Source organism: Anoxybacillus sp. EFIL, from assembly GCF_013096955.1.
Lineage (GTDB): Bacteria > Bacillota > Bacilli > Bacillales > Anoxybacillaceae > Anoxybacillus > Anoxybacillus ayderensis.
In genome coordinates, this window is the sequence record NZ_SDLH01000013.1 from 18938 (window position 1) to 40522 (window position 21585).

At 40.0% G+C, this 21585-nt stretch carries 19 protein-coding genes, 2 tRNA genes and 1 pseudogene; all 22 read left to right on the plus strand.

All coding sequences use genetic code 11. The annotated features are described in order from the left end of the window. Positions 1 to 4: 4 nt before the first annotated feature. The 22 genes and pseudogenes from ES017_RS14385 (at position 5) to ES017_RS14490 (ending at position 21582) form a co-directional block, all read left to right on the plus strand. On the plus strand, positions 5 to 955 hold the full coding sequence (locus ES017_RS14385) for a ribose-phosphate diphosphokinase (protein WP_042535909.1): 951 nt from the start codon (positions 5 to 7) through the stop codon (positions 953 to 955). A 56-nt stretch (positions 956 to 1011) separates the two neighbouring features. Then, positions 1012 to 1638, plus strand: coding sequence for a 50S ribosomal protein L25/general stress protein Ctc (locus ES017_RS14390; protein ID WP_042535912.1), 627 nt, complete (start codon positions 1012 to 1014; stop codon positions 1636 to 1638). 57 nt (positions 1639 to 1695) lie between these two features. After that, positions 1696 to 2259, plus strand: a complete 564-nt coding sequence (gene pth / locus ES017_RS14395) for an aminoacyl-tRNA hydrolase (RefSeq protein WP_042535914.1) — start codon at positions 1696 to 1698, stop codon at positions 2257 to 2259. 69 nt (positions 2260 to 2328) lie between these two features. Beyond that, positions 2329 to 2559 (plus strand): anti-sigma-F factor Fin, encoded by a 231-nt coding sequence (gene fin / locus ES017_RS14400; protein WP_042535916.1) that lies wholly within the window; start codon positions 2329 to 2331, stop codon positions 2557 to 2559. 56 nt (positions 2560 to 2615) lie between these two features. Further along, positions 2616 to 6128, plus strand: a complete 3513-nt coding sequence (gene mfd, locus ES017_RS14405) for a transcription-repair coupling factor (RefSeq protein WP_042535918.1) — start codon at positions 2616 to 2618, stop codon at positions 6126 to 6128. Positions 6129 to 6323: 195 nt separating this feature from the next. Then, positions 6324 to 6860: a stage V sporulation protein T gene (spoVT, locus tag ES017_RS14410; RefSeq protein WP_009360768.1), complete on the plus strand. Its 537-nt coding sequence runs from the start codon at positions 6324 to 6326 to the stop codon at positions 6858 to 6860. 62 nt (positions 6861 to 6922) lie between these two features. Next, positions 6923 to 8479, plus strand: a complete 1557-nt coding sequence (locus tag ES017_RS14415; protein ID WP_042535920.1) for a putative polysaccharide biosynthesis protein — start codon at positions 6923 to 6925, stop codon at positions 8477 to 8479. A gap of 2 nt (positions 8480 to 8481) precedes the next feature. Next, positions 8482 to 9933, plus strand: coding sequence for a bifunctional methyltransferase/pyrophosphohydrolase YabN (yabN, locus tag ES017_RS14420; protein WP_042535922.1), 1452 nt, complete (start codon positions 8482 to 8484; stop codon positions 9931 to 9933). Position 9934: 1 nt separating this feature from the next. After that, positions 9935 to 10192: an RNA-binding S4 domain-containing protein gene (locus tag ES017_RS14425; RefSeq protein ID WP_042535924.1), complete on the plus strand. Its 258-nt coding sequence runs from the start codon at positions 9935 to 9937 to the stop codon at positions 10190 to 10192. 66 nt (positions 10193 to 10258) lie between these two features. Beyond that, positions 10259 to 10552: a sporulation protein YabP gene (gene yabP, locus ES017_RS14430; RefSeq protein WP_042535926.1), complete on the plus strand. Its 294-nt coding sequence runs from the start codon at positions 10259 to 10261 to the stop codon at positions 10550 to 10552. A gap of 8 nt (positions 10553 to 10560) precedes the next feature. Then, entirely contained in the window at positions 10561 to 11157 is a 597-nt protein-coding gene (gene yabQ / locus ES017_RS14435; protein WP_235045459.1) for a spore cortex biosynthesis protein YabQ, read from the plus strand. Between the two features lie 22 nt (positions 11158 to 11179). After that, entirely contained in the window at positions 11180 to 11551 is a 372-nt protein-coding gene (locus ES017_RS14440) for an FtsB family cell division protein (RefSeq protein WP_021095781.1), read from the plus strand. A gap of 94 nt (positions 11552 to 11645) precedes the next feature. Then, positions 11646 to 12038, plus strand: a complete 393-nt coding sequence (locus ES017_RS14445) for a S1 domain-containing RNA-binding protein (protein ID WP_006323664.1) — start codon at positions 11646 to 11648, stop codon at positions 12036 to 12038. Between the two features lie 137 nt (positions 12039 to 12175). Beyond that, a tRNA-Met gene (locus ES017_RS14450) sits at positions 12176 to 12252 on the plus strand. Positions 12253 to 12265: 13 nt separating this feature from the next. Further along, a tRNA-Glu gene (locus ES017_RS14455) sits at positions 12266 to 12337 on the plus strand. A 179-nt stretch (positions 12338 to 12516) separates the two neighbouring features. After that, positions 12517 to 14982 carry a stage II sporulation protein E gene (spoIIE, locus tag ES017_RS14460; RefSeq protein WP_021095782.1) on the plus strand — a complete coding sequence of 822 codons (2466 nt, stop codon included), beginning with the start codon at positions 12517 to 12519 and terminating at the stop codon, positions 14980 to 14982. Between the two features lie 54 nt (positions 14983 to 15036). Continuing rightward, positions 15037 to 15792 (plus strand): annotated as a pseudogene (locus ES017_RS14465) (vWA domain-containing protein); the annotation flags it as partial. After that, positions 15755 to 16711 (plus strand): serine/threonine protein kinase, encoded by a 957-nt coding sequence (locus ES017_RS14470; protein ID WP_021095784.1) that lies wholly within the window; start codon positions 15755 to 15757, stop codon positions 16709 to 16711. The pseudogene ES017_RS14465 and the gene ES017_RS14470, both read left to right, overlap by 38 nt. Positions 16712 to 16789: 78 nt before the next feature. Continuing rightward, positions 16790 to 18172 (plus strand): tRNA lysidine(34) synthetase TilS, encoded by a 1383-nt coding sequence (gene tilS, locus ES017_RS14475; RefSeq protein WP_021095785.1) that lies wholly within the window; start codon positions 16790 to 16792, stop codon positions 18170 to 18172. Between the two features lie 21 nt (positions 18173 to 18193). Further along, positions 18194 to 18739: a hypoxanthine phosphoribosyltransferase gene (hpt, locus tag ES017_RS14480; protein ID WP_021095786.1), complete on the plus strand. Its 546-nt coding sequence runs from the start codon at positions 18194 to 18196 to the stop codon at positions 18737 to 18739. Between the two features lie 86 nt (positions 18740 to 18825). Beyond that, positions 18826 to 20709, plus strand: a complete 1884-nt coding sequence (gene ftsH, locus ES017_RS14485; protein WP_021095787.1) for an ATP-dependent zinc metalloprotease FtsH — start codon at positions 18826 to 18828, stop codon at positions 20707 to 20709. Between the two features lie 99 nt (positions 20710 to 20808). Further along, positions 20809 to 21582 (plus strand): type III pantothenate kinase, encoded by a 774-nt coding sequence (locus ES017_RS14490; RefSeq protein WP_021095788.1) that lies wholly within the window; start codon positions 20809 to 20811, stop codon positions 21580 to 21582. The last annotated feature ends 3 nt before the right edge of the window (positions 21583 to 21585 follow it).

The window sequence follows — 21585 nt, forward strand, 5'->3', positions numbered from 1 at the left end:
ACCCATGTCTCAGTATTTGAATTCTAATTTAAAGTTATTTTCGTTAAATTCGAATCCGATTTTAGCCCGAGAAATCGCAAAAGTCATTGGCGTTGAACTAGGAAAATGCTCCGTTTCTCGTTTTAGCGACGGGGAAATTCAAATTAACATTGAAGAAAGTATTCGTGGCTGCGATGTTTATGTTATTCAATCAACAAGCGCCCCTGTAAATGAACATTTGATGGAATTGCTTATTATGATTGACGCATTAAAGCGAGCGTCTGCCAAAACCATTAATATTGTTATACCGTACTACGGATATGCTCGCCAAGATCGGAAAGCCCGTTCTCGCGAGCCGATCACCGCAAAATTGGTTGCTAATTTATTAGAAACAGCGGGTGCCTCTCGCGTCATTACACTTGATTTGCACGCACCACAAATTCAAGGATTTTTTGATATTCCAATCGACCACTTAATGGGTGTGCCGATTTTAGCAGATTACTTTAAAGAAAAACAGCTTGATGACATTGTCATTGTTTCTCCAGACCACGGCGGTGTGACGCGCGCACGGAAAATGGCAGATCGCCTAAAAGCGCCTATTGCCATTATTGACAAACGCCGTCCAAGACCAAATGTGGCGGAAGTGATGAACATTATTGGTAATGTGCAAGGGAAAACGACAATTTTAGTGGACGATATTATTGATACAGCTGGAACAATTACTTTAGCAGCAAATGCGTTAGCTGAGCATGGGGCGAAAGAAGTGTATGCATGTTGTACGCACCCTGTTTTATCAGGTCCAGCGATTGAACGAATTCAAAACTCGAAAATTAAAGAGCTTGTTGTAACGAATACGATTGCTATTCCTGAAGAAAAGAAAACGAATAAAATTGTAGAGCTATCTGTTGCCCCGCTTATCGGTGAAGCAATTATTCGCGTACACGAAGAACAATCAATTAGCGCATTGTTCGATTAATGGCGTTTAGACCTTCCTATTTTAGGGGAAGCTATGAGCGATTCTAAAATAGGAAGGTGATTTCATTGTTACAACTTCAATTACGTACAGATCATCGACGCTCTTATGTTAAACAAATGCGAAAACATGGTCACATCCCAGCTGTTTTGTACGGAAAAAAAACGAATAGCCAATCGGTTTTTGTTGATGCGGCCGAGTTTTTGAAACAATGGCGGGCTGTTGGCGGGAGCGGTCTTTTAGACGCGAAACTAAATGGCGATCATATTCGCATCATCGTTCGTGATATGCAAAAGCATCCGATTCGCCACGATGTCATTCATATTGACTTTTTAGCGGTTGATGCAAAGACAGAAATTGATGTTCACGTTCCTATTCATTTGGTTGGTGAAGCAGCAGGTGTAAAAGACGGTGGTGTACTGCAGCAGGCGATGCATCAATTGTCCATTCGGGCGTTACCGTCAAATATTCCACCGTCCATCGATATAGACATAACAAATTTACAAGTAGGCGATGTTGTTACAGTTTCACATATTCAAACGAACGGTGTTTATGAAATCAATCATGATCCGACAGAAGTGATCGCGTCGATCTTGCCACCGAAGCAAGAAGAAGAAATTCATAGCGGTGAAGAACAAGAACCAGGGAAACCGGAATCGGAAGAAGGACGCGAAACAACGCCGTGACGGACGTAGCCATCATTGGTTACGTCTTTTGCAGTATGGAGAGAAGGAGCAGAAGAAATGGCAAAACTGTTTGTTGGTTTAGGCAACCCAGGAAAAGAGTACGAGCAAACGAGACATAATGTAGGTTTTATGGTCGTTGACGAGCTTGCTCATCGCTGGGGTTTTGCCCTTAATCAAACGAAGTTTCAAGGTATATTTGCAAGTGGTATCATTTCGGGGGAAAAAGTCATATTGTGCAAACCGCTTACATATATGAACTTATCGGGCGAATGTGTTCGTCCGTTGATGGATTATTATGACATTGATGTCGATGATGTGATTGTCATTTATGACGACTTAGACTTACCGACAGGGACGGTTCGCTTACGCCCGAAAGGAAGTGCAGGCGGGCATAATGGGATGAAATCACTTATTCATCATTTGAAGACAGAGCAATTTAAACGCATCCGTATCGGTATCGATCGCCCGAAAAATGGCATGAAAGTGAGCGACTACGTATTAGGTCGGTTTACAGCTGAAGAAAAAATAAATATCGATCAAGCGATTCAAAAGGCAGCTGATGCGTGCGAGCGATCGTTACACATTCCATTCGCTCAAGTGATGAATGAATTCAATAAATAATTGAATAATTTCCTCCTAAATGGTTCAAAATGTATTCGATTAAATCAACCATTTAGGAGGGGATGCGATATGGCATTACACTATTATTGCCGTCATTGCGGCATGAAAATGGGGACGCTTGATGTGCTCGATTTAGAAAGTGAGCAATTAGGTTTTCATCGCTTAACGGAAGAAGAAAAATTAGATATGATCCAGTATCTCCCTTCAGGAGAAATTTACGTAAAGTCCATTTGTGAACATTGCCAAGAAGCATTAGATCAGAATCCTGATCTTCATCAATATGAAAAGTTTATTCAATAATTGGCTTTGGGGATCCCAAAGCGTTTTTGTATTTATGTTGGAGAGGAGGGAATTTTTTGCGAGGTTTAAGACAATATTTTATGAATCATGCGGACATGCAATCGGTTGCAGAGGGCATTCGCAATGGGTTAAAAGAGCAGCTTGTGACAGGTTTATCTGGCTCGGCCCGTTCTGTTTTTATTTCTTCTTTGTATGAGGAGACAGAACGGCCTTTATGCATTGTAACGCACAATTTATTTCAAGCACAAAAAATATATGACGATCTGATTCAATTAGTGGATGAGGAGGAAGTATTTCTTTATCCCGTCAATGAATTAATTGCAGCTGAATTAGCTGTAGCTAGTCCGGAATTGAGAGCACAACGTTTAGAAGTATTAAACTATTGGTGTGAACGGAAAAAAGGAATCGTCATCGCTCCAATTGCCGCATTGCGACGACTACTTCCACCAAAAGATGTATGGGAACGTTATCAACTTCATTTTCGCGTTGGTGGGCAAGTGGACGTCGAACGTTGTTTAAAACAATTTGTTGCGATGGGATACGAGCGTGTATCAGTCGTTTCAACGCCAGGGGAGTTTAGCGTTCGAGGAGGCATTATTGATATTTATCCCCTTACTGCAGAGCTTCCTTATCGCATTGAGTTATTTGATATTGAAATTGAGTCGATTCGGACGTTTGCAGTTGACGATCAACGTTCGGTAGCTGAAATAGATGAGGTATTCATCGGTCCAGCGACGGAACTCATTATTGAACAACAACATATGGCTGAAGCTATTCAAAAGCTAGAAGTACAATTTCATGATACGTTGCAGCATATTCATGATGAAAAGACGAAAAATCGTTTATACGAACATATGTCGTTTGAATTGGAACAGCTGAAAAATGGAAAATCAATCGAAGAAATGTACAAGTATTTCTCGTTCTTTTACCCTTCGGCTGCGAGTTTGCTAGATTATATTCCAGACAACGGTGTAGTTGTCATTGATGAAATGAGTCGCATTCAAGAAGTAGCAGAAAAACTCGAGCAAGAAGAGGCAGAGTGGTATACGAACTTATTGGAAGAAGGAAAAATCGTACAAAACGTATCGATTTCTCATTCGTTTCCTGAAGTGTTACAAAAGCGGATGAGGCAAACGATTTATTTGTCTTTATTTTTACGTCATATCCCATATACACACCCGCAAAATATTGTCAATATATCTTGCAAGCAAATACAAGTGTTCTATAGTCAAATGCAATTGTTAAAGGTGGAAATTGAACGTTGGCAAAAGGGAAACTATGCGGTTGTGTTGCTAGCGGGGGACGAAGAACGAGCGAAAAAGCTGAAACGAACGTTGGAAGATTATGAGATTGATGCCATTCAAATCGGAAAAGACGATGCATTATTCCATGGGAAATGTCAAATCGTTCCGTCGGGGCTCGTCGCAGGATTTGAATTGTCAATGCAAAAGCTTGCCGTCATTACGGAAGAAGAGCTATTTAAAAAACGACTGAAACGTCCTATGCGACGTCAAAAATTGTCGAATGCGGAGCGTATTAAAAGTTATACGGACTTAAAAGTTGGTGACTATGTCGTTCACGTCAATCACGGAATCGGGAAATATTTAGGAATCGAAACGTTAGAAATTAACGGAATCCATAAAGATTACATTCATATTCAATATCAAGGGAATGATACGTTATACGTTCCTGTTGATCAAATGGATCTCGTCCAAAAATATGTTGGTTCAGAAGGAAAAGAACCGAAAATTTATAAACTAGGCGGAACAGAATGGAAGAAAGTAAAAAAGAAAGTAGAGTCTTCTGTTCAAGATATTGCCGAAGATTTAATGAAATTGTACGCGGAGCGAGAAGCGAGCAAAGGATATGCATTCTCACCTGATAATGAAATGCAACGGGAATTTGAAGCAGCGTTCCCATATCAAGAAACGGAAGATCAGCTTCGTTCGATTCGTGAAATTAAACGGGACATGGAAAGCGAGCGCCCGATGGATCGGCTATTATGTGGGGATGTTGGTTATGGGAAAACAGAAGTTGCGTTGCGTGCCGCATTTAAAGCAATTATGGACGGAAAACAAGTCGCATTTCTCGTTCCAACGACAATTTTAGCCCAGCAACATTATGAAACGGTCCGTGAACGTTTCCAAGGATATCCGATTAACGTCGGTTTATTAAGTCGTTTCCGTACAAAAAAACAACAAGCGGAAACGATCCAAGGCTTAAAAGACGGCACAATCGATATGGTGATTGGTACGCATCGGCTTTTATCAAAAGATGTATCGTTTAAAGATTTAGGTTTATTAATTATTGACGAGGAACAACGATTCGGTGTTGCTCATAAAGAAAAAATTAAACAATTAAAAACAAATATTGATGTATTAACATTAACCGCTACACCGATCCCGCGCACGTTGCATATGTCGCTTATCGGTGTCCGCGATTTATCTGTCATCGAAACACCTCCGGAAAATCGTTTCCCCGTACAAACGTATGTGATGGAATATAGTCCGATCATTGTGCGAGAAGCGATTGAGCGCGAAATGGCGCGCGGAGGACAAGTGTTTTTCCTTTATAATCGCATTGAAGATATCGATCGCAAAGCGGAAGAAATTTCGATGCTCGTGCCTGATGCGCGCGTCACGTATGCGCACGGAAGAATGTCCGAACATGAATTAGAGGCGGTCATGCTTGCGTTTTTAGAAGGACAGTACGATGTGTTAGTAAGTACGACGATTATCGAAACAGGCGTCGATATTCCAAATGTAAATACGTTAATTGTTTATGATGCCGACAAAATGGGTCTTTCCCAACTATATCAATTGCGTGGGCGAGTGGGGCGTTCCAATCGCATTGCGTATGCGTATTTTACGTATCGAAAAGATAAAGTGTTAAATGAAATAGCCGAAAAACGATTACAAGCGATTAAGGAGTTTACAGAGCTCGGATCTGGTTTTAAAATTGCGATGCGCGATTTGTCTATTCGAGGAGCTGGAAACTTATTAGGGGCACAGCAACACGGGTTTATTGATTCCGTCGGTTTTGAGCTTTATTCTCAAATGTTGAAAGAAGCTATTGAAGAACGACGAGGAATGAAGCAAGAAAAACCGTTTGAAGTAGAAATTGATGTAGAAGTTGATGCGTATATTCCGGAGCATTACATTTCAAATGAACAACAAAAAATCGAGATGTATAAACGATTCCGCGCACTTGACTCGTTAGAGGAACTCGAACAATTGCGAGAAGAAATGTTAGACCGTTTCGGTGAGTATCCAGATGAAGTGGCGTATTTATTCCAAATTGCAGAAATGAAAATATATGCAAAACAGCATCTCATTCAGTCCATTAAGCAAACGAAACAAGAAATTACGATTTTGTTCTCACAAGAAACGACAAAGCAAATCGATGTCAGCAAATTGTTTAAACTCGGTGAGCCGTATGGAAGAGACGTTGGGTTTGGCATGGACGGCGATCGATTTAAAATTGTCGTTCATACGAAAGGGATGAAACCACAACAATGGATGATGATCATTTATGAGTTGCTAAAAGGGTTAAAATATGCTAAAAAATAATTGAGTAATACATGTTTACTGTTTATAAATAAGTGGCAATGATGAAGATGGGGGATTTTCACTTTTTAAAAAAAATCCCCCTTCATTGTGTATATAACTTCGTTTGTTACGGATACTAATCACAACAATGGTGAATTATTCAACTGCTTCACCAGTGCCATTTTTAATAACTACATGAAAGTGAGGCATCGATAGATGAAAGCAACAGGTATTGTTCGACGAATTGATGATTTAGGACGAGTAGTCATTCCGAAAGAAATTCGCAGAACACTTCGCATTCGTGAAGGAGACCCGCTTGAAATATTTGTTGACCGTGATGGTGAGGTCATTTTGAAAAAGTATTCGCCGATTAGCGAACTAGGCGACTTTGCAAAAGAGTACGCTGAGGCTCTATTTGACAGCTTAGGACAACCTGTACTCATTTGTGATCGCGATGTATTTATCGCAGTAGCAGGTGGATCGAAAAAAGAGTATTTAAACAAAAGCGTAAGTGAACTTGTTGAAAAAGTGATGGAAGATCGCCAGTCCGTTTTGCATACGGAAGAAACAAACGTGTCATTTGCACAAGCCCATGAAGAGCATATGCAATCATACGTGATTGCACCGATTATTGCCGGAGGGGATCCAATCGGGGCAGTTATTATTTTCTCAAAAGATAAAACACTTGGTGAAGTGGAGCATAAAGCAGCAGAAACAGCCGCGAGCTTCCTCGCTCGTCAAATGGAACAATAAAGGTAGCATCTCGCTACCTTTTTTTGATGTATCATTATACGTGACTGAAAAGGTGAAAGGCTATGGGAAGAAAAGACTGGTTGCGCGGAGCGTTCATATTGACGCTTGCGGCCTTATTTACAAAAATATTGAGCGCTTTTTATCGCATTCCGTATCAAAATATTGCGGGTGATGTTGGATTTTATATTTACCAACAAGTTTATCCGTTTTATGGAATTTTCCTTGCTTTATCAACGTATGGATACCCTGTTGCGATTTCAAAACTGATTGCTCAAAATAAACAGCCAACATATGAGTTTGCGGTTGCGCGGCTTTCTTTTTATTTTTTATCATTCATCAGCGTTATCATGTTTTCCATTTTGTATTTTGGTGCCTCGTTTTTTGCGATCATGATGGGAGATGATCAATTAGCTCCCCTTATTCGTGTGATTTCGTTTGCCTTTTTGCTTCTCCCATTTACTTCTGTTTTGCGCGGATATTTTCAAGGGAGAGAGGAGATGATTCCGACAGCTGTTTCACAAGTCGTGGAGCAGTTCATACGTGTAGTAGCTATTTTGTTTCTATCTTTTCTTTTGCTTCATCGCGGATTTACCGTTTATGAAGCAGGGGCTGGTGCGATGTTTGGCTCGCTCATAGGAAGTTTTGCAGCGCTTTTCGTTCTCGTTGCGTATATGTTGCGAAGACGAATGAATGCCTATACGGGAATACAGTTGCCAAAACAGGAAAAAAGAAAAGTGCTGTCATTTTTAGCGATTCACGGAGTGACGATTTGCTTAGCAAACATGGTGCTCGTTTTAATGCAGCTCGTTGACTCATTTACTCTTTTACCTTTGCTGCGACAAGCAGGATTACATGAGCTAGCTAAAACGGCGAAAGGAATTTATGACCGTGGTCAACCGTTCATTCAACTTGGAACCGTAGCAGCTACTTCTTTTTCGTTAGCGCTTGTGCCGATGTTATCACGCAAACAAACACAACGTGAAGGGGTATATACAGCTGTTCGGGTAGCTTTTGTTATTGGGTTGGGGGCAGCAGTTGGTTTAGTTTGTATATTAAAACAAGCGAATATCATGTTGTTTAAAGATCATGCTGGTGCGATCGAGCTAACGATTTTGTCCATTTGTATTCTTTTTACTTCGTTAACGTTAACGTTTATTGCGATTTTACAAGGAATTGGGGATGTATTTCGCCCGCTTTCCATCGTATGTATAGGTATGGTAACGAAGTGGGTGTTAAATATATGGTTCGTTCCTTTATGGCATACGGTTGGGGCAGCAATGGCGACATTCTTTGCCTATGTTGTCATGTGTACAAGCGCTCTTTTTTATGTGCAAAAACAAATGTCTCGCCCGTTGCTTTCATTCGTTACAGTCATTCAGACGATGCAAGCGGCTACGGTGATGGCAATCATTTTAATTGGATACATCATGTTAACGAACGAGTTACCTGTTCATCAAGGAAGGCTATTTTCATCGCTTCAAGCAATTGTTGGCGTGTTTATAGGGGCGTTTGTTTATATTATAATGGTCGTTAAAAAGGGAGTTTTCGATGAGAAAGAATTACTTGCCATTCCACTTGGTCGTTATTTAACAAACATCAAACAAAGAAAGGCTGGATAGTCATGGGTACAATTACAATTGTCGGTCTTGGGGCAGGAGATATAGATCAACTGTCTTTAGGTGTGTACCGCACGTTAAAACAAGCGGAGCGCCTCTTTTTGCGGACAAAAGATCATCCTGTTGTTGCACAATTAGAAGCAGAAGGGATATACGCTCAATCATTTGACGATATATATGAAAAATATGATCAATTTGAACAAGTGTATGAACATATTGTTGCTTTTCTTTGTGAAGAAGTAAAAAAAGGGGATGTCGTATATGCTGTGCCAGGACATCCACTTGTTGCTGAGCGCACAGTAAAGTTATTGCTTGAAAAACGAGATCATATATCTGTTCGCATTGAAGGGGGGCAGAGCTTTCTTGATGCCCTATTTAACGCCGTTGGTCTCGATCCGATTGAGGGATTTCAATTGATTGATGCGACTTCATTTCAACCGGACGAAATTCAATTGAGAAATCATATCATTTTTTGTCAAGTATATGATTCGTTTATTGCATCCGATGTCAAACTAGCTCTATTAGAAAAATTACCGCACGATTATCCGGTTTTTATCGTTTATGCAGCAGGAAGTAAACAAGAGCGTATCGAAAAAGTTCCACTATACGAGCTTGATCGCGGGATGACGGTTAACAATTTAACGAGCGTTTATGTACCGAAAGTAGAAAATGATGAGCTTTTGTACCATGATTTCATTACTTTACGACGTGTCATTGCGACGTTGCGTGGGCCGAACGGTTGCCCTTGGGATCGGAAACAGACGCACGAGTCGCTGAAAAAATACTTGCTCGAAGAAGCATATGAGCTTCTTGATGCAATTGATCAGCAAGACGATGAAAACATGGTTGAAGAGCTCGGCGACGTATTATTACAAGTCATGCTTCATGCTCAAATTGGAGAAGATGAAGGAATGTTTTCGATTGATGACGTCATTCGCGCCGTTACAGAAAAAATGATTCGCCGTCATCCACACGTATTTGGGGATGTTCATGTCGAGCATGCTGAAGAGGTTGTACGTAACTGGCAAGCGATAAAGCAGGAGGAAAAAGCAAGGGAGTCTCTTTCATTGCTTGACGATGTGGCTAAGGCGTTACCAGGCACATCGCGAGCATATGAATATCAAAAAAAGGCAGCGGAAGTTGGATTTGATTGGTCTGAAGTAGAGTCGATGTGGCGTAAAGTGGAAGAAGAAATGAATGAAGTGAAACAAGAAGCCAATCGCATGGATGAACAAAAATTAAAAATGGAGTTTGGTGATTTATTGTTTGCGCTTATTAACGTATGTCGATACTATAAAGTCAATCCTGAAGAGGCATTAGCGATGGCGAACGAAAAGTTTTATCGTCGTTTTCAATACATCGAACAAAAAGTAAAACAAAGTAGAAAAGATTGGAGCTCATATTCGCTAGACCAACTAGATGAAATATGGGAAGAAGCAAAAAGGGAGGGGTTATAATATGCGACTCGATAAGTTTTTAAAAGTTTCTCGACTTATTAAAAGAAGAACGTTGGCGAAAGAAGTAGCTGAGCAAGGACGTGTATTTATTAACGGTCAACAAGCGAAAGCAAGTTCAACAGTAAAAATAGGCGATGAAATGATGATTCAATTTGGTCAAAAACATGTGACAGTAAAAGTGCTCGGATTGCAAGAGCATGCGAAAAAAGAAGAAGCGAGCGCCTTATACGAAATCGTAAAAGAAGAGCGAGTGGAATAGCTTGTTCTAAACCATTTCCCCCCCTCATACACTTGTACAAATGATCGTTGTGAGGGGGAGACAATGATGACACAAAATATCGGAAATAAAGGACCGATTCAAGAACACGACATTATGATGCGCGGTCGCCGCACGTTAGAAATTACAGGTGTGAAGCAAGTCGAAAGCTTTGATAATGAAGAATTTTTATTAGAAACGGTTATGGGTTTTTTGTCTATTAAAGGACAAAGTTTACAAATGAAAAACTTAGATGTAGATAAAGGAATTGTGTCAATTAAGGGAAAAATTTTCGAGATCGTTTATTTGGACGAACATCATACGGAGAAAGCTAAAGGATTCTTTAGCAAGTTGTTTAAATGAGTTTACATGTGCAATTTACGACTTTGCTTGCGATGATTGGAACAGGGATCGTCATCGGTGCATCTTTTGATACATACGCACATATATTCAATCGTTCCGAACGTCATCGGCTGATCGTATGGATTGCAGATATTCTTTTTTGGATTGTGCAAGCGTTATATGTATTTTACACGTTGTTGCTCGTGAATAATGGACAAATTCGTTTGTACATTTTTTTAGCTATTTTATGTGGGTACGCTGCTTATCAAGCGTTATTTCAAAATATGTATGTTCGCTTGTTGCAACACATCATTCGCATCGTTGTGACGTTATATCGTTTCCTTATGCGTTTATTTTATTACATCATCGTATTTCCACTCCGACTTCTTTACCGTTTTTTTGTTTTTTTATTGATCGCTACTTGTCATTTTGTTTTATCCATTGGTAAAATTTTATATAAAGTCGTATATGTATGTATACGCTTTTTATTGCAACCTTTTATATGGATTGGACGTTTCATTTGGCGAAAAACTCCGCTTCGCTTTCAAGCAGCAGTTGGACGTTTCTTTCATATTGGAAAAGGGTTTCTCGCCAAAATCACGAATATATTTAGGAAAAAAGGGTAATGAAGAAGGAGCGGTGAAAAACATGGGTGCCCCACAAAAAAGCAAAGTAAAAAAAATTCAAACGTCGTATGTTATTCAACAAGAAAAACAAGAACATAAAAAGGCGCGGCGTCGTAAAAAAATTGTTATTCGTTTTAGCTTTGTGGCAACGATAGCGTTAGCCGCTTCTTCGCTGTTTTTATATACGATGATGACACAATCTTCCGCAATCGATGAACAAATAAAAACGAAAGAGCAACTAGAGGAAAAGTTGCGCACGTTACAAAAAGATGAAAAAAGATTAAAAGAAGAGATCAAAAAATTAAATGATGATAAATATATTGCCGAATTGGCGCGAAAACAATATTTTTTGTCGAAAGAAGGAGAAATTATTTTCATCACTCCTGATGAGTAAAAGAGATAGGCAGAAGGCTTATTGACACTTGTTTTTTTCATTATGTATAATGAAAGAAACGATTTTTCAGATTTTAAGGAGGAGCACTTTTTTTATGTCAATTGAAGTAGGCAGCAAGTTACAGGGAAAAGTAACGGGCATTACAAAATTCGGAGCGTTTGTTGAGTTACCAGAAGGCGCGACAGGCTTAGTGCACATTAGTGAAGTAGCTGACAGCTATGTAAAAGACATTAACGAACATCTTAAAGTAGGCGATGTTGTCGAAGTTCGTGTCATTAATGTTGAGAAAGATGGAAAGATTGGCTTATCGATCAAAAAGGCAAAAGAACAAGCTTCACGTCCGCGCAATAAAGGAAATGATCGCGCTTCAAAAGAAAGTTTTGAGCAAAAAATTAGCCGTTTCTTGAAAGAAAGTGAAGATCGTTTAGCATCCCTTAAACGCCATACTGAATCGAAACGAGGAGGTCGTGGTGCTCGACGCGGTTAACTTGCTGCCGAACGAGACATGAGGCAGTTTATATAAGCATCCATTTCATGAGTGGATGCTTTTTCGTTTGAATTTCATAGTGAAAAAACTATTGACTTTGTTTAAAGAACATGTTAGCATAAAAAATGTCGTTGCATGGCGGCGTAGCTCAGCTGGCTAGAGCGTACGGTTCATACCCGTGAGGTCGGGGGTTCGATTCCCTCCGCCGCTACCAAATTACACATAGTGGCCCGTTGGTCAAGTGGTTAAGACACCGCCCTTTCACGGCGGTAACACGGGTTCGAATCCCGTACGGGTCATCAAAAAACACCAATTTCGTCACGAAATTGGTGTTTTTTTGTTTGTATAACCCGTTTTTTGTGGTATTCCGTCGAAAGATTTATATGATTCATCTTCTTTTTTTGACAAAATTTTGATAATTCAGTCTGTATAATACAAGTTAATAGACGAATATATGGAAAAAAGGGAGAGGATAAATATGGAGAGATTAGAACGGAAGTTAGTCAATCGAATGGCGGAAGTACCTTTAAGTGAGACAAGAACAACAGTTTCTCAGTGGTTTCAACGGTTTACGGTTCGTTTAAGCCATTTGTTATTCCAGCAAGGGTTTTTGTTTTTAATCATCGGTTTTTTGCTTGGACGAGCTCTCATTTTAACAAAAATGACACCGTTTGCTTTACCTTTTTTTGCAGCCATTTATTTACTTCGTCGTGATAAGTTAGGATTTGTGTTTATTGCTTTATTTGCGGGAGCGTTGACCATCTCTTTTTACACCTCTCTATTTATAGTTGCTTCGATCGTTATGTTTCTCGTTTTTTATCGTTTGTTGTACTGGATTGATGCTCCGCCGAAAAGATTGCCAGTTGTCGTGTTTTCTGCCTCTGTGTTTGCGAAGATGATCATGATTTATACGTGGAATGATGAATGGACGATATACGAAGGAATGACGATGTTTATTGAAGCAGGTCTTGCCTCCATTTTAACGCTCATTTTTTTACAAAGTGTTCCGTTATTTGACCATCAAAAATATAAACAAACGTTAAAGCCAGAAGAAGTCATTTCTTTTGTCATTCTTCTTGCTTCGATGATGACAGGGATGGTTGGTTGGTCGATTTATGATCTTTCACTAGAACATGTTGCGTCACGCTATTTATTGCTTTTGTTTGCTTTTGTTGCTGGTGCGACCGTCGGTTCAACTGTTGGTGTTGTGACAGGGCTCATTTTAAGTTTAGCGAATGTATCAAATTTATACCAAATGAGTCTACTAGCATTCGCTGGATTGCTCGGTGGGCTATTGAAAGAAGGGAGAAAGCTAGGTGTTTCGTTTGGGCTCGTCGTTGCAACATTGTTAATCACCCTTTATAGCGAAGGGGTAGCGAACATTGTGCCAAATGTCGTCGAGTCGGTATTTGCCGTTTTACTTTTCTTGATGACGCCACAATCGTTAACGAGCAAAATGGCGAAGTATGTGCCAGGAACGGTTGAGCATACGAATGAGCAACAACAATATGTAAGAAAAATTCGCGATGTTACAGCCCAGCGAGTCGAACAATTTTCTCATGTGTTTCAAGCGTTATCGAAAAGTTTCTCTTCATACGGTGTGCTTACGCATGAGGAAGAGGAAGAACGTGAAATTGATTACTTTTTAAGCGATGTTGCTGCTAAAACGTGTCAAACGTGTTTTAAGAAAGACCAATGTTGGATGACCCACTTTGATAAAACATATGATTATATGAAAAAGATTATGCAAGAAGCAGGCGAAAATGATCAAATGACGAATGCGAAGTTGTTACGCGAATGGAATAAACATTGTGTGAAAGCAAATAAAGTCGTTCAAATTATTGAAAAAGACGTGTCATTTTATAAAGCCAATAAAAAACTAAAGCAACAAATGAAAGAGAGCAGAAGACTTGTCGCAGAACAGTTATTAGGTGTATCGCAAGTCATGGAAGACTTCGCGAAAGAAATTCAAAAAGAACGTGAAAATTATTATGTGCAGGAAGAACAAATTTTACATGCCCTTCAACAGTTTGGGGTCGATGTAAACGATGTTGAAATTTATAGTTTAGACAAAGGAAGCGTTGACATTGAGATGGTCGTTCCGTATTGCGACGGAAGAGGAGAGTGCGAAAAGCTTATTGCACCGATGCTATCTGATATTTTAGGTGAGACGATCGTTGTGAAAAAAGAAGATTGTTCTATATATCCAAACGGAGATTGTCGGGTGACGTTCAGTTCTTCGAAAGCGTTTGTCATTGACACAGGTGTTGCGTATGTTGCAAAAGGGGGCGGATTCATTTCAGGTGATAGCTATGCAATGATGGAAATTGGCGGAGGAAAATATGCGTTAGCTATTAGCGACGGAATGGGGAATGGTGAACGAGCGCATTATGAAAGTAAAGAGACGCTCAAGCTACTACAAAAAATTTTACAATCAGGAATTGAAGAGCGAATTGCGATTAAATCCATTAACTCTATTTTAGCTTTACGGACGACAGAGGAAATTTTTTCGACGTTAGACTTAGCGATTGTCGATTTGCAAAATGCAACGACAAAATTTTTGAAAGTCGGGTCTTCACCAAGCTTTATTAAACGGGGAAACAACGTGATGAAAATTGAATCGAGCAATTTGCCAATTGGCATTATTACTGGAGTAGAGTTTGAAATGATTGAAGAACAATTAAAAGCAGGCGATTTGCTTATTATGATGAGCGACGGCATTTTAGATGGAGTGTCGCACATTGAAAATCATGATGTATGGATGAAACGAAAAATTAAAGAATTAAAAACGAATGATCCCCAAGAAGTATCAGAGTTGCTTTTAGAAGAGGTCATTCGTGTCAACGGCGGAGAAATTGAAGATGATATGACAATTGTTGTTGCGCGCATTAAGCATAATACACCGAAATGGGCGGTCATTCCCGCATATCAATATATGAAATAAAGGTATAAAATCCCCTCTGAACGTCGATGATGGGAGTATACTACTTTTTTCGGAGGGGATGAACGTATGCGGAAAGGGACGTTACGTCAAATTTTATTAATTACAGATGGTTGTTCTAACCACGGTGAAGATCCAATTGCTATGGCGGCATTAGCGAAAGAACAAGGAATTACAGTAAATGTGATCGGTGTTCTTGACCAAGACACTATTGATGAGCAAGGGTTGCGTGAAATTGAAGGTATTGCTCAATCGGGTGGTGGGATTAGTCAAGTCGTGTATGCTAAACAATTGTCACAGACGGTCCAAATGGTAACAAGAAAAGCGATGACACAGACGTTGCAAGGAGTCATTAATCGAGAGTTGAAACAAATTTTAGGATCGCAAGCTTCGATCGAGCAACTCCCACCAGAAAAAAGGGGAGAAGTGATGGAAGTTGTCGAAGAATTAGGGGAAACCGTTAACTTACAAGTTTTAATATTAGTAGATACAAGCGGGAGTATGAAGACGAAGTTGCAAACAGTGAAAGAAGCATTGTTAGATTTATCGATTAGTTTAAATGCTCGTTTGGGAAATAATGAGTTTTCTGTTTTCGTATTTCCCGGGAAAAAAGGAGAAGTGGACCGCATTTTAGATTGGACACCGAAAATGGAGTCGATTTCAAGTGTGTTTCCGAAGCTAACATCCGGAGGAATTACACCGACCGGTCCAGCCATCCGCGAGGCGCTACAACAATTCCAAAAAAGACGTTCATTAAAAAGCTTATTTACTCACGATGGTGATGACGATGTATACATCGAACAATCTATGTAACATCCGAACAGGAACGGTTATACAAGGAAAGTGGCATAAACATCGCTATGAAATTATTAAGCAGCTCGGTAAAGGAGCAAACGGAGTTGTTTATTTAGCGAAAGAAGGACGAACGTTTGTCGCGCTAAAAATAAGCAACCAAGCAACAGCTATGATGTCAGAAGTAAATGTACTGAAACGATTTTCAGAGGTCCAGGGAGTCGCCCTCGGACCTTGTTTATTAGATGTAGATGATTGGATTCATCCGCAAGAAAAAAAGATTTATTCATTTTATGTGATGGAGTATATTGAAGGGGATGATTTGTTAACTTTTATTCAAAAACGTGGGAAAGAATGGATTATTGTTATTATATTGCAGCTGCTAGGTGATTTGCATAAGTTACATGAAAAAGGATGGGTGTTTGGTGATTTAAAACCAGAAAATTTAATCGTTTCCGGGAAGGTTCCAAAGGTTCGGTTAATTGATGTGGGGGGGACGACGATTCGCGGGAGGGCGATTAAAGAATTTACAGAGTTTTTTGATCGAGGGTATTGGGGAATGGGAACAAGGAAAGCAGAGCCATCATATGATTTGTTTGCCGTAGCGATGATTATGATTAATATGTGCTATCCAAAGCGATTTGAAAGAAAAGAAAACGGACGAGAGCAGTTGCGTCTCATGATTTCTTCCCATCCGTACTTAAAAACATATGAAAAAATATTATGGCGTGCACTAGATGGAAAGTATACTTGCGCTTACGAAATGAGAAAAGAGTTATTGCAATGTATGCAACAACCGTCTATGCAGACAGAAAAAAAACAGGGAGAGAGAGTCGTGCACGTAAAAGAAAAGAAAAAATTTCGTTGGGTAGAGACGATGTTTTTATTTGTTTGTGTCTTGTTTATGTATGTCGTTTATTTGTATGTCCAAATTCTTTAATTTTTTCTGCGTTCGTTTTGAGTATGAGGAATGAGATATGGTACGATTGTAAAAAACGACGTTGTTAAGAGGGAGAGTATGTTAGACATTGTACATCAATTTATTGAAAAGCATCAATTGCTTGAACGTCATACGACCGTCGTTGTTGGTGTATCGGGTGGTTCCGATTCGTTAGCGTTGCTCCATTTTTTATGGAGCGAACGAGAGCGATATGACATTCAAATCGTTGTGGCACACGTTGATCATATGTTGCGAGGAAAACAGTCGGAAGAAGATATGCATTTTGTGAAACATTTTTGCGATCAACGTAGTATTATATGTGAAGCGAAACAGCTGAACGTCCAATTATATATGGAGCAAACGGGAAAAGGGGTGCAAGAAGCAGCTCGTGATTGCCGCTACACCTTTTTTGAACAAGTGATGCATAAGTACAAAGCGCATTGTGTCGCTTTAGCTCATCACGGTGATGATCAGATAGAAACGGTGCTTATGCGACTTGTGCGCGGAAGCACATCGAAAGGATATGCAGGCATACCAATCAAGCGGCCATTTGGCAACGGATATATTATTCGCCCTTTTTTGTGCATTGATCGACAGCAAATTGAACAGTATTGTCAGAATAATGGCTTGCGTGCTCGTCACGACCCAAGCAATGACAAAGATGATTACACGCGCAATCGTTTTCGTCGTTACGTTCTCCCTTTTTTAAAAAGTGAAAACAGTCGCGCTCATGAGCATGTTCAACAATTTAGCGAGACGATGAGCGAAGATGAAGCATTTTTAGAGCAATTAACGAAAGAAAAATTGAAAGATGTTGTTGACCAACAAAAAGGGCATGTCCGTGTCCATATTCCTTCGTTTATGCGCATGCCAAAACCTTTACAAAGGCGAGGGATTCAACTAATATTAAACTATCTTTATGGGAATGTTCCATCGTCGTTATCTTCTATACATATAAACCAAGCGCTACTTTTTTTAAAACGACAACATCCTTCAGGTATGCTTCATTTTCCAAATGGTTTAAAAGTCATTCGTCAATACGAGGTGTGTATATTTACGTTTCAACAGGAACAAACGAGTGAATATGAGCTTCTTTTCCGTGTTCCTGAGACGCTCGTATTACCAAACGGATGTCAACTCACTAGTCAGTTTGTTGATCGTTATCCTGTCATTGAAGACGATGAGCATGTAGTGATTGATGTTGATCAATTAGCGTTGCCGCTTCGGGTTCGAACGAGAAAGCGTGGAGACCGCATGAAAGTAAAAGGAATGGAGCATCCGAAAAAAGTAGCTCGCATTTTTATTGACGAAAAAATCCCAGCGAACGAGCGGGAACAATGGCCAATTGTTGAAGATGCAAACGGGAACATCATATGGATTCCTGGTGTAAAAAAATCAGTTTATACAGCAACAAATATTACAAAAAATCGCTATATTGTATTACACTATAAAAAGCAATGAATGATGGTAGGAGGAAAGAATATGGGTATGCATCAAGATATGGAAAAAATTTTAATTACTGAAGAACAAATTCAACAAAAAGTAAAAGAGTTAGGAGCATTATTGACGAAAGAATATGAAGGGCGCTTTCCGCTTGCGGTTGGTGTATTAAAAGGTGCTATGCCGTTTATGGCAGACTTAATTAAGCATATAGATACATATTTAGAAATTGATTTTATGGATGTATCAAGTTATGGAAACGCAACAGTATCGTCTGGAGAAGTGAAAATTTTGAAAGACTTAAACACATCCGTTGAAGGTCGTGACGTGCTCATTATTGAGGATATTATTGATAGTGGTTTAACACTCAGCTATTTAGCCGACTTATTCCGCTATCGCAAAGCAAAATCGATTAAAATCGTGACTTTGCTCGATAAACCGTCTGGTCGCAAAGCGAATATTGAAGCAGATTATATCGGTTTTATCGTTCCGGATGAATTCGTTGTCGGTTATGGGTTAGACTATTGTGAGAAATACAGAAATCTTCCGTACATCGGTGTGTTAAAGCCAGAAGTATACAGCAAATAATTTTTTCATGCACATCGTTTGTTTTGGAACGTTTTTCTATGATACTATTGACTATAGCGTGTTTTAAGTGTGGGAGGAGGTAGGAAATGAACCGCATTTTCCGTAATACAATCTTTTACTTGCTTATTTTCCTTGTCGTCATTGGCGTTGTCAGCTTTTTAAATGGCGGCAATCAACGGGCGGAACGGATGACGTACGATGCGTTCATTACCCATCTAGAAAATGGTGATGTAAAGTATGTCTCGTTGAAGCCGGAGCGAGGCGTTTATGAAATTCGTGGGCAATTAAAAACTTATGCTGAAGGGCAGTTTTTTACGACATACGTAGCAAACAGCCCACAAGTTCTTCAGCGAATCGATGAGGCAGCGAAGCAGGCGAAGGTAGAAGTGTTGCCTGCTGATGAAACGAGCGGATGGGTGACGTTTTTTACGTCCATTATTCCGTTTATCATCATTTTTATTTTGTTCTTCTTTTTATTAAATCAAGCGCAAGGCGGCGGCAGCCGAGTGATGAATTTTGGCAAAAGCCGTGCGAAACTGTATAACGAAGATAAGAAGCGCGTCCGCTTTAAAGACGTTGCCGGTGCGGATGAAGAAAAGCAAGAACTTGTTGAAATTGTTGAGTTTTTAAAAGATCCTCGCAAGTTTGTCGAGCTTGGCGCTCGCATTCCAAAAGGGGTTCTTCTCGTCGGACCACCAGGAACAGGGAAAACGTTATTGGCAAGAGCTGTTGCTGGAGAAGCAGGTGTCCCGTTTTTCTCTATTAGCGGTTCAGATTTCGTTGAAATGTTCGTCGGTGTCGGTGCTTCGCGTGTACGTGATTTATTTGAAACAGCGAAGAAAAATGCTCCTTGTATCATTTTCATTGACGAGATTGATGCGGTCGGGCGTCAACGTGGTGCTGGCTTAGGTGGAGGTCACGATGAAAGGGAGCAAACATTAAACCAATTGCTTGTTGAAATGGATGGATTTAGCGGAAATGAAGGCATTATTATTATCGCCGCAACAAACCGTCCAGACATTTTAGACCCTGCCCTTTTACGTCCAGGTCGTTTTGACCGTCAAATTACGGTTGACCGTCCAGATGTGAAAGGACGTGAAGCGGTTCTTCGTGTGCACGCGCGCAACAAGCCTCTTGATGAATCTGTTGATTTAAAAGCGATTGCGATGCGTACACCTGGTTTTTCTGGTGCAGATTTAGAAAACTTATTAAATGAGGCTGCACTTGTTGCTGCTCGACGTAACAAGAAAAAAATTGATATGAGCGATATTGATGAAGCAACGGATCGTGTCATTGCTGGTCCTGCTAAGAAAAGTCGCGTCATTTCTGAAAAGGAACGAAAAATTGTCGCTTATCACGAAGCAGGTCATACAGTCATTGGCATGGTGCTTGCTGATGCGGAAATGGTACATAAAGTAACGATTGTCCCGCGCGGTCAAGCAGGCGGCTATGCGGTCATGTTGCCAAAAGAAGATCGTTATTTTATGACAAAACCAGAATTGCTTGATAAAATTACAGGTCTTCTCGGTGGACGAGTGGCGGAGGAAATTGTGTTTGGCGAAGTGAGTACAGGAGCACATAACGATTTCCAACGTGCAACAAGCATCGCTCGTCGCATGGTTACGGAGTTTGGTATGAGCGATAAACTTGGACCGATGCAGTTTGGTCAATCTCACGGTCAAGTGTTTTTAGGTCGTGATTTGCATAACGAGCAAAACTACAGCGATCAAATTGCATACGAAATTGACCTTGAGATGCAACGCATTATTAAAGAATGTTATGAAAAAGCTAAGCGTGTATTAACAGAAAATCGCGATAAGCTAAACCTCATTGCGAATACGTTGCTTGAAGTTGAAACGCTTGATGCGGAGCAAATTAAGCATTTGTTCGAGCACGGTACGTTACCAAATCGAAATGGTGATAAACAAGAAGAGGTAAAAGTAAATATTCAAACGAAAAAAGAAGAATAAAGGTGTCTCTTTTTATAAGAGGCATCTTTTTTTACCGTCCGTTCAAACGAGTATGGTATGATGAAAAAAGGAACAAATTGCGAAAAGTGGGGATGAGTGATGATTTTTGTATTAGACGTTGGAAACACAAATACGGTACTAGGTGTATATGATGGTGACGAACTGAAGTTTCACTGGCGTATTGAAACGAGCCGAAGCAAAACAGAAGATGAATACGGGATGATTGTGAAAATGTTGTTGCAAGATGTCGGATTGCATTTTTCTGACATTGACGGCATCATTATTTCTTCCGTTGTTCCGCCAATTATGTTTGCGTTAGAACGAATGTGTACAAAATACTTTCATATTAAGCCCCTCATTGTCGGTCCAGGCATTAAAACAGGGCTGAACATTAAGTATGACAATCCGAAAGAAGTCGGAGCAGACCGAATTGTCAATGCTGTAGCGGGCATTCATTTGTACGGTGCACCGCTTATTATCGTTGATTTCGGTACAGCAACAACATACTGTTATATTAACGAGCATAGACAATATATGGGAGGAGCTATTGCGCCAGGTATTACGATTTCCACGGAAGCGCTTTATTCTCGAGCCGCTAAACTTCCGCGTATTGAAATTGCCCGTCCAGACGATATTATTGGGAAAAATACAGTAAGTGCGATGCAGGCTGGTATTTTATATGGATATGTCGGACAAGTAGAAGGAATTGTGTCACGGATGAAAGGAAAAAGCACTATTCCTCCAAAAGTAATTGCAACAGGTGGATTAGCATCACTAATTGCCCATGAATCGAATGTGATTGATATCGTCGATCCGTTTTTAACGTTAAAAGGATTGCAATTGTTATATGAGCGAAACAAGAAAGGTGAGTGACAG

Excerpts from the sequence above, each read along its gene's own strand:
- ES017_RS14385 (WP_042535909.1), top strand. The coding sequence starts at position 5 with ATGTCTCAGTATTTGAATTCTAATTTAAAGTTATTTTCGTTAAATTCG.
- pth (WP_042535914.1), top strand. The coding sequence starts at position 1,696 with ATGGCAAAACTGTTTGTTGGTTTAGGCAACCCAGGAAAAGAGTACGAG.
- fin (WP_042535916.1), top strand. The coding sequence starts at position 2,329 with ATGGCATTACACTATTATTGCCGTCATTGCGGCATGAAAATGGGGACG.
- spoVT (WP_009360768.1), top strand. The coding sequence starts at position 6,324 with ATGAAAGCAACAGGTATTGTTCGACGAATTGATGATTTAGGACGAGTA.
- ES017_RS14415 (WP_042535920.1), top strand. The coding sequence starts at position 6,923 with ATGGGAAGAAAAGACTGGTTGCGCGGAGCGTTCATATTGACGCTTGCG.
- yabN (WP_042535922.1), top strand. The coding sequence starts at position 8,482 with ATGGGTACAATTACAATTGTCGGTCTTGGGGCAGGAGATATAGATCAA.
- ES017_RS14425 (WP_042535924.1), top strand. The coding sequence starts at position 9,935 with ATGCGACTCGATAAGTTTTTAAAAGTTTCTCGACTTATTAAAAGAAGA.
- yabP (WP_042535926.1), top strand. The coding sequence starts at position 10,259 with ATGACACAAAATATCGGAAATAAAGGACCGATTCAAGAACACGACATT.
- ES017_RS14440 (WP_021095781.1), top strand. The coding sequence starts at position 11,180 with ATGGGTGCCCCACAAAAAAGCAAAGTAAAAAAAATTCAAACGTCGTAT.
- ES017_RS14445 (WP_006323664.1), top strand. The coding sequence starts at position 11,646 with ATGTCAATTGAAGTAGGCAGCAAGTTACAGGGAAAAGTAACGGGCATT.
- spoIIE (WP_021095782.1), top strand. The coding sequence starts at position 12,517 with ATGGAGAGATTAGAACGGAAGTTAGTCAATCGAATGGCGGAAGTACCT.
- ES017_RS14470 (WP_021095784.1), top strand. The coding sequence starts at position 15,755 with ATGGTGATGACGATGTATACATCGAACAATCTATGTAACATCCGAACA.
- tilS (WP_021095785.1), top strand. The coding sequence starts at position 16,790 with ATGTTAGACATTGTACATCAATTTATTGAAAAGCATCAATTGCTTGAA.
- hpt (WP_021095786.1), top strand. The coding sequence starts at position 18,194 with ATGGGTATGCATCAAGATATGGAAAAAATTTTAATTACTGAAGAACAA.
- ftsH (WP_021095787.1), top strand. The coding sequence starts at position 18,826 with ATGAACCGCATTTTCCGTAATACAATCTTTTACTTGCTTATTTTCCTT.
- ES017_RS14490 (WP_021095788.1), top strand. The coding sequence starts at position 20,809 with ATGATTTTTGTATTAGACGTTGGAAACACAAATACGGTACTAGGTGTA.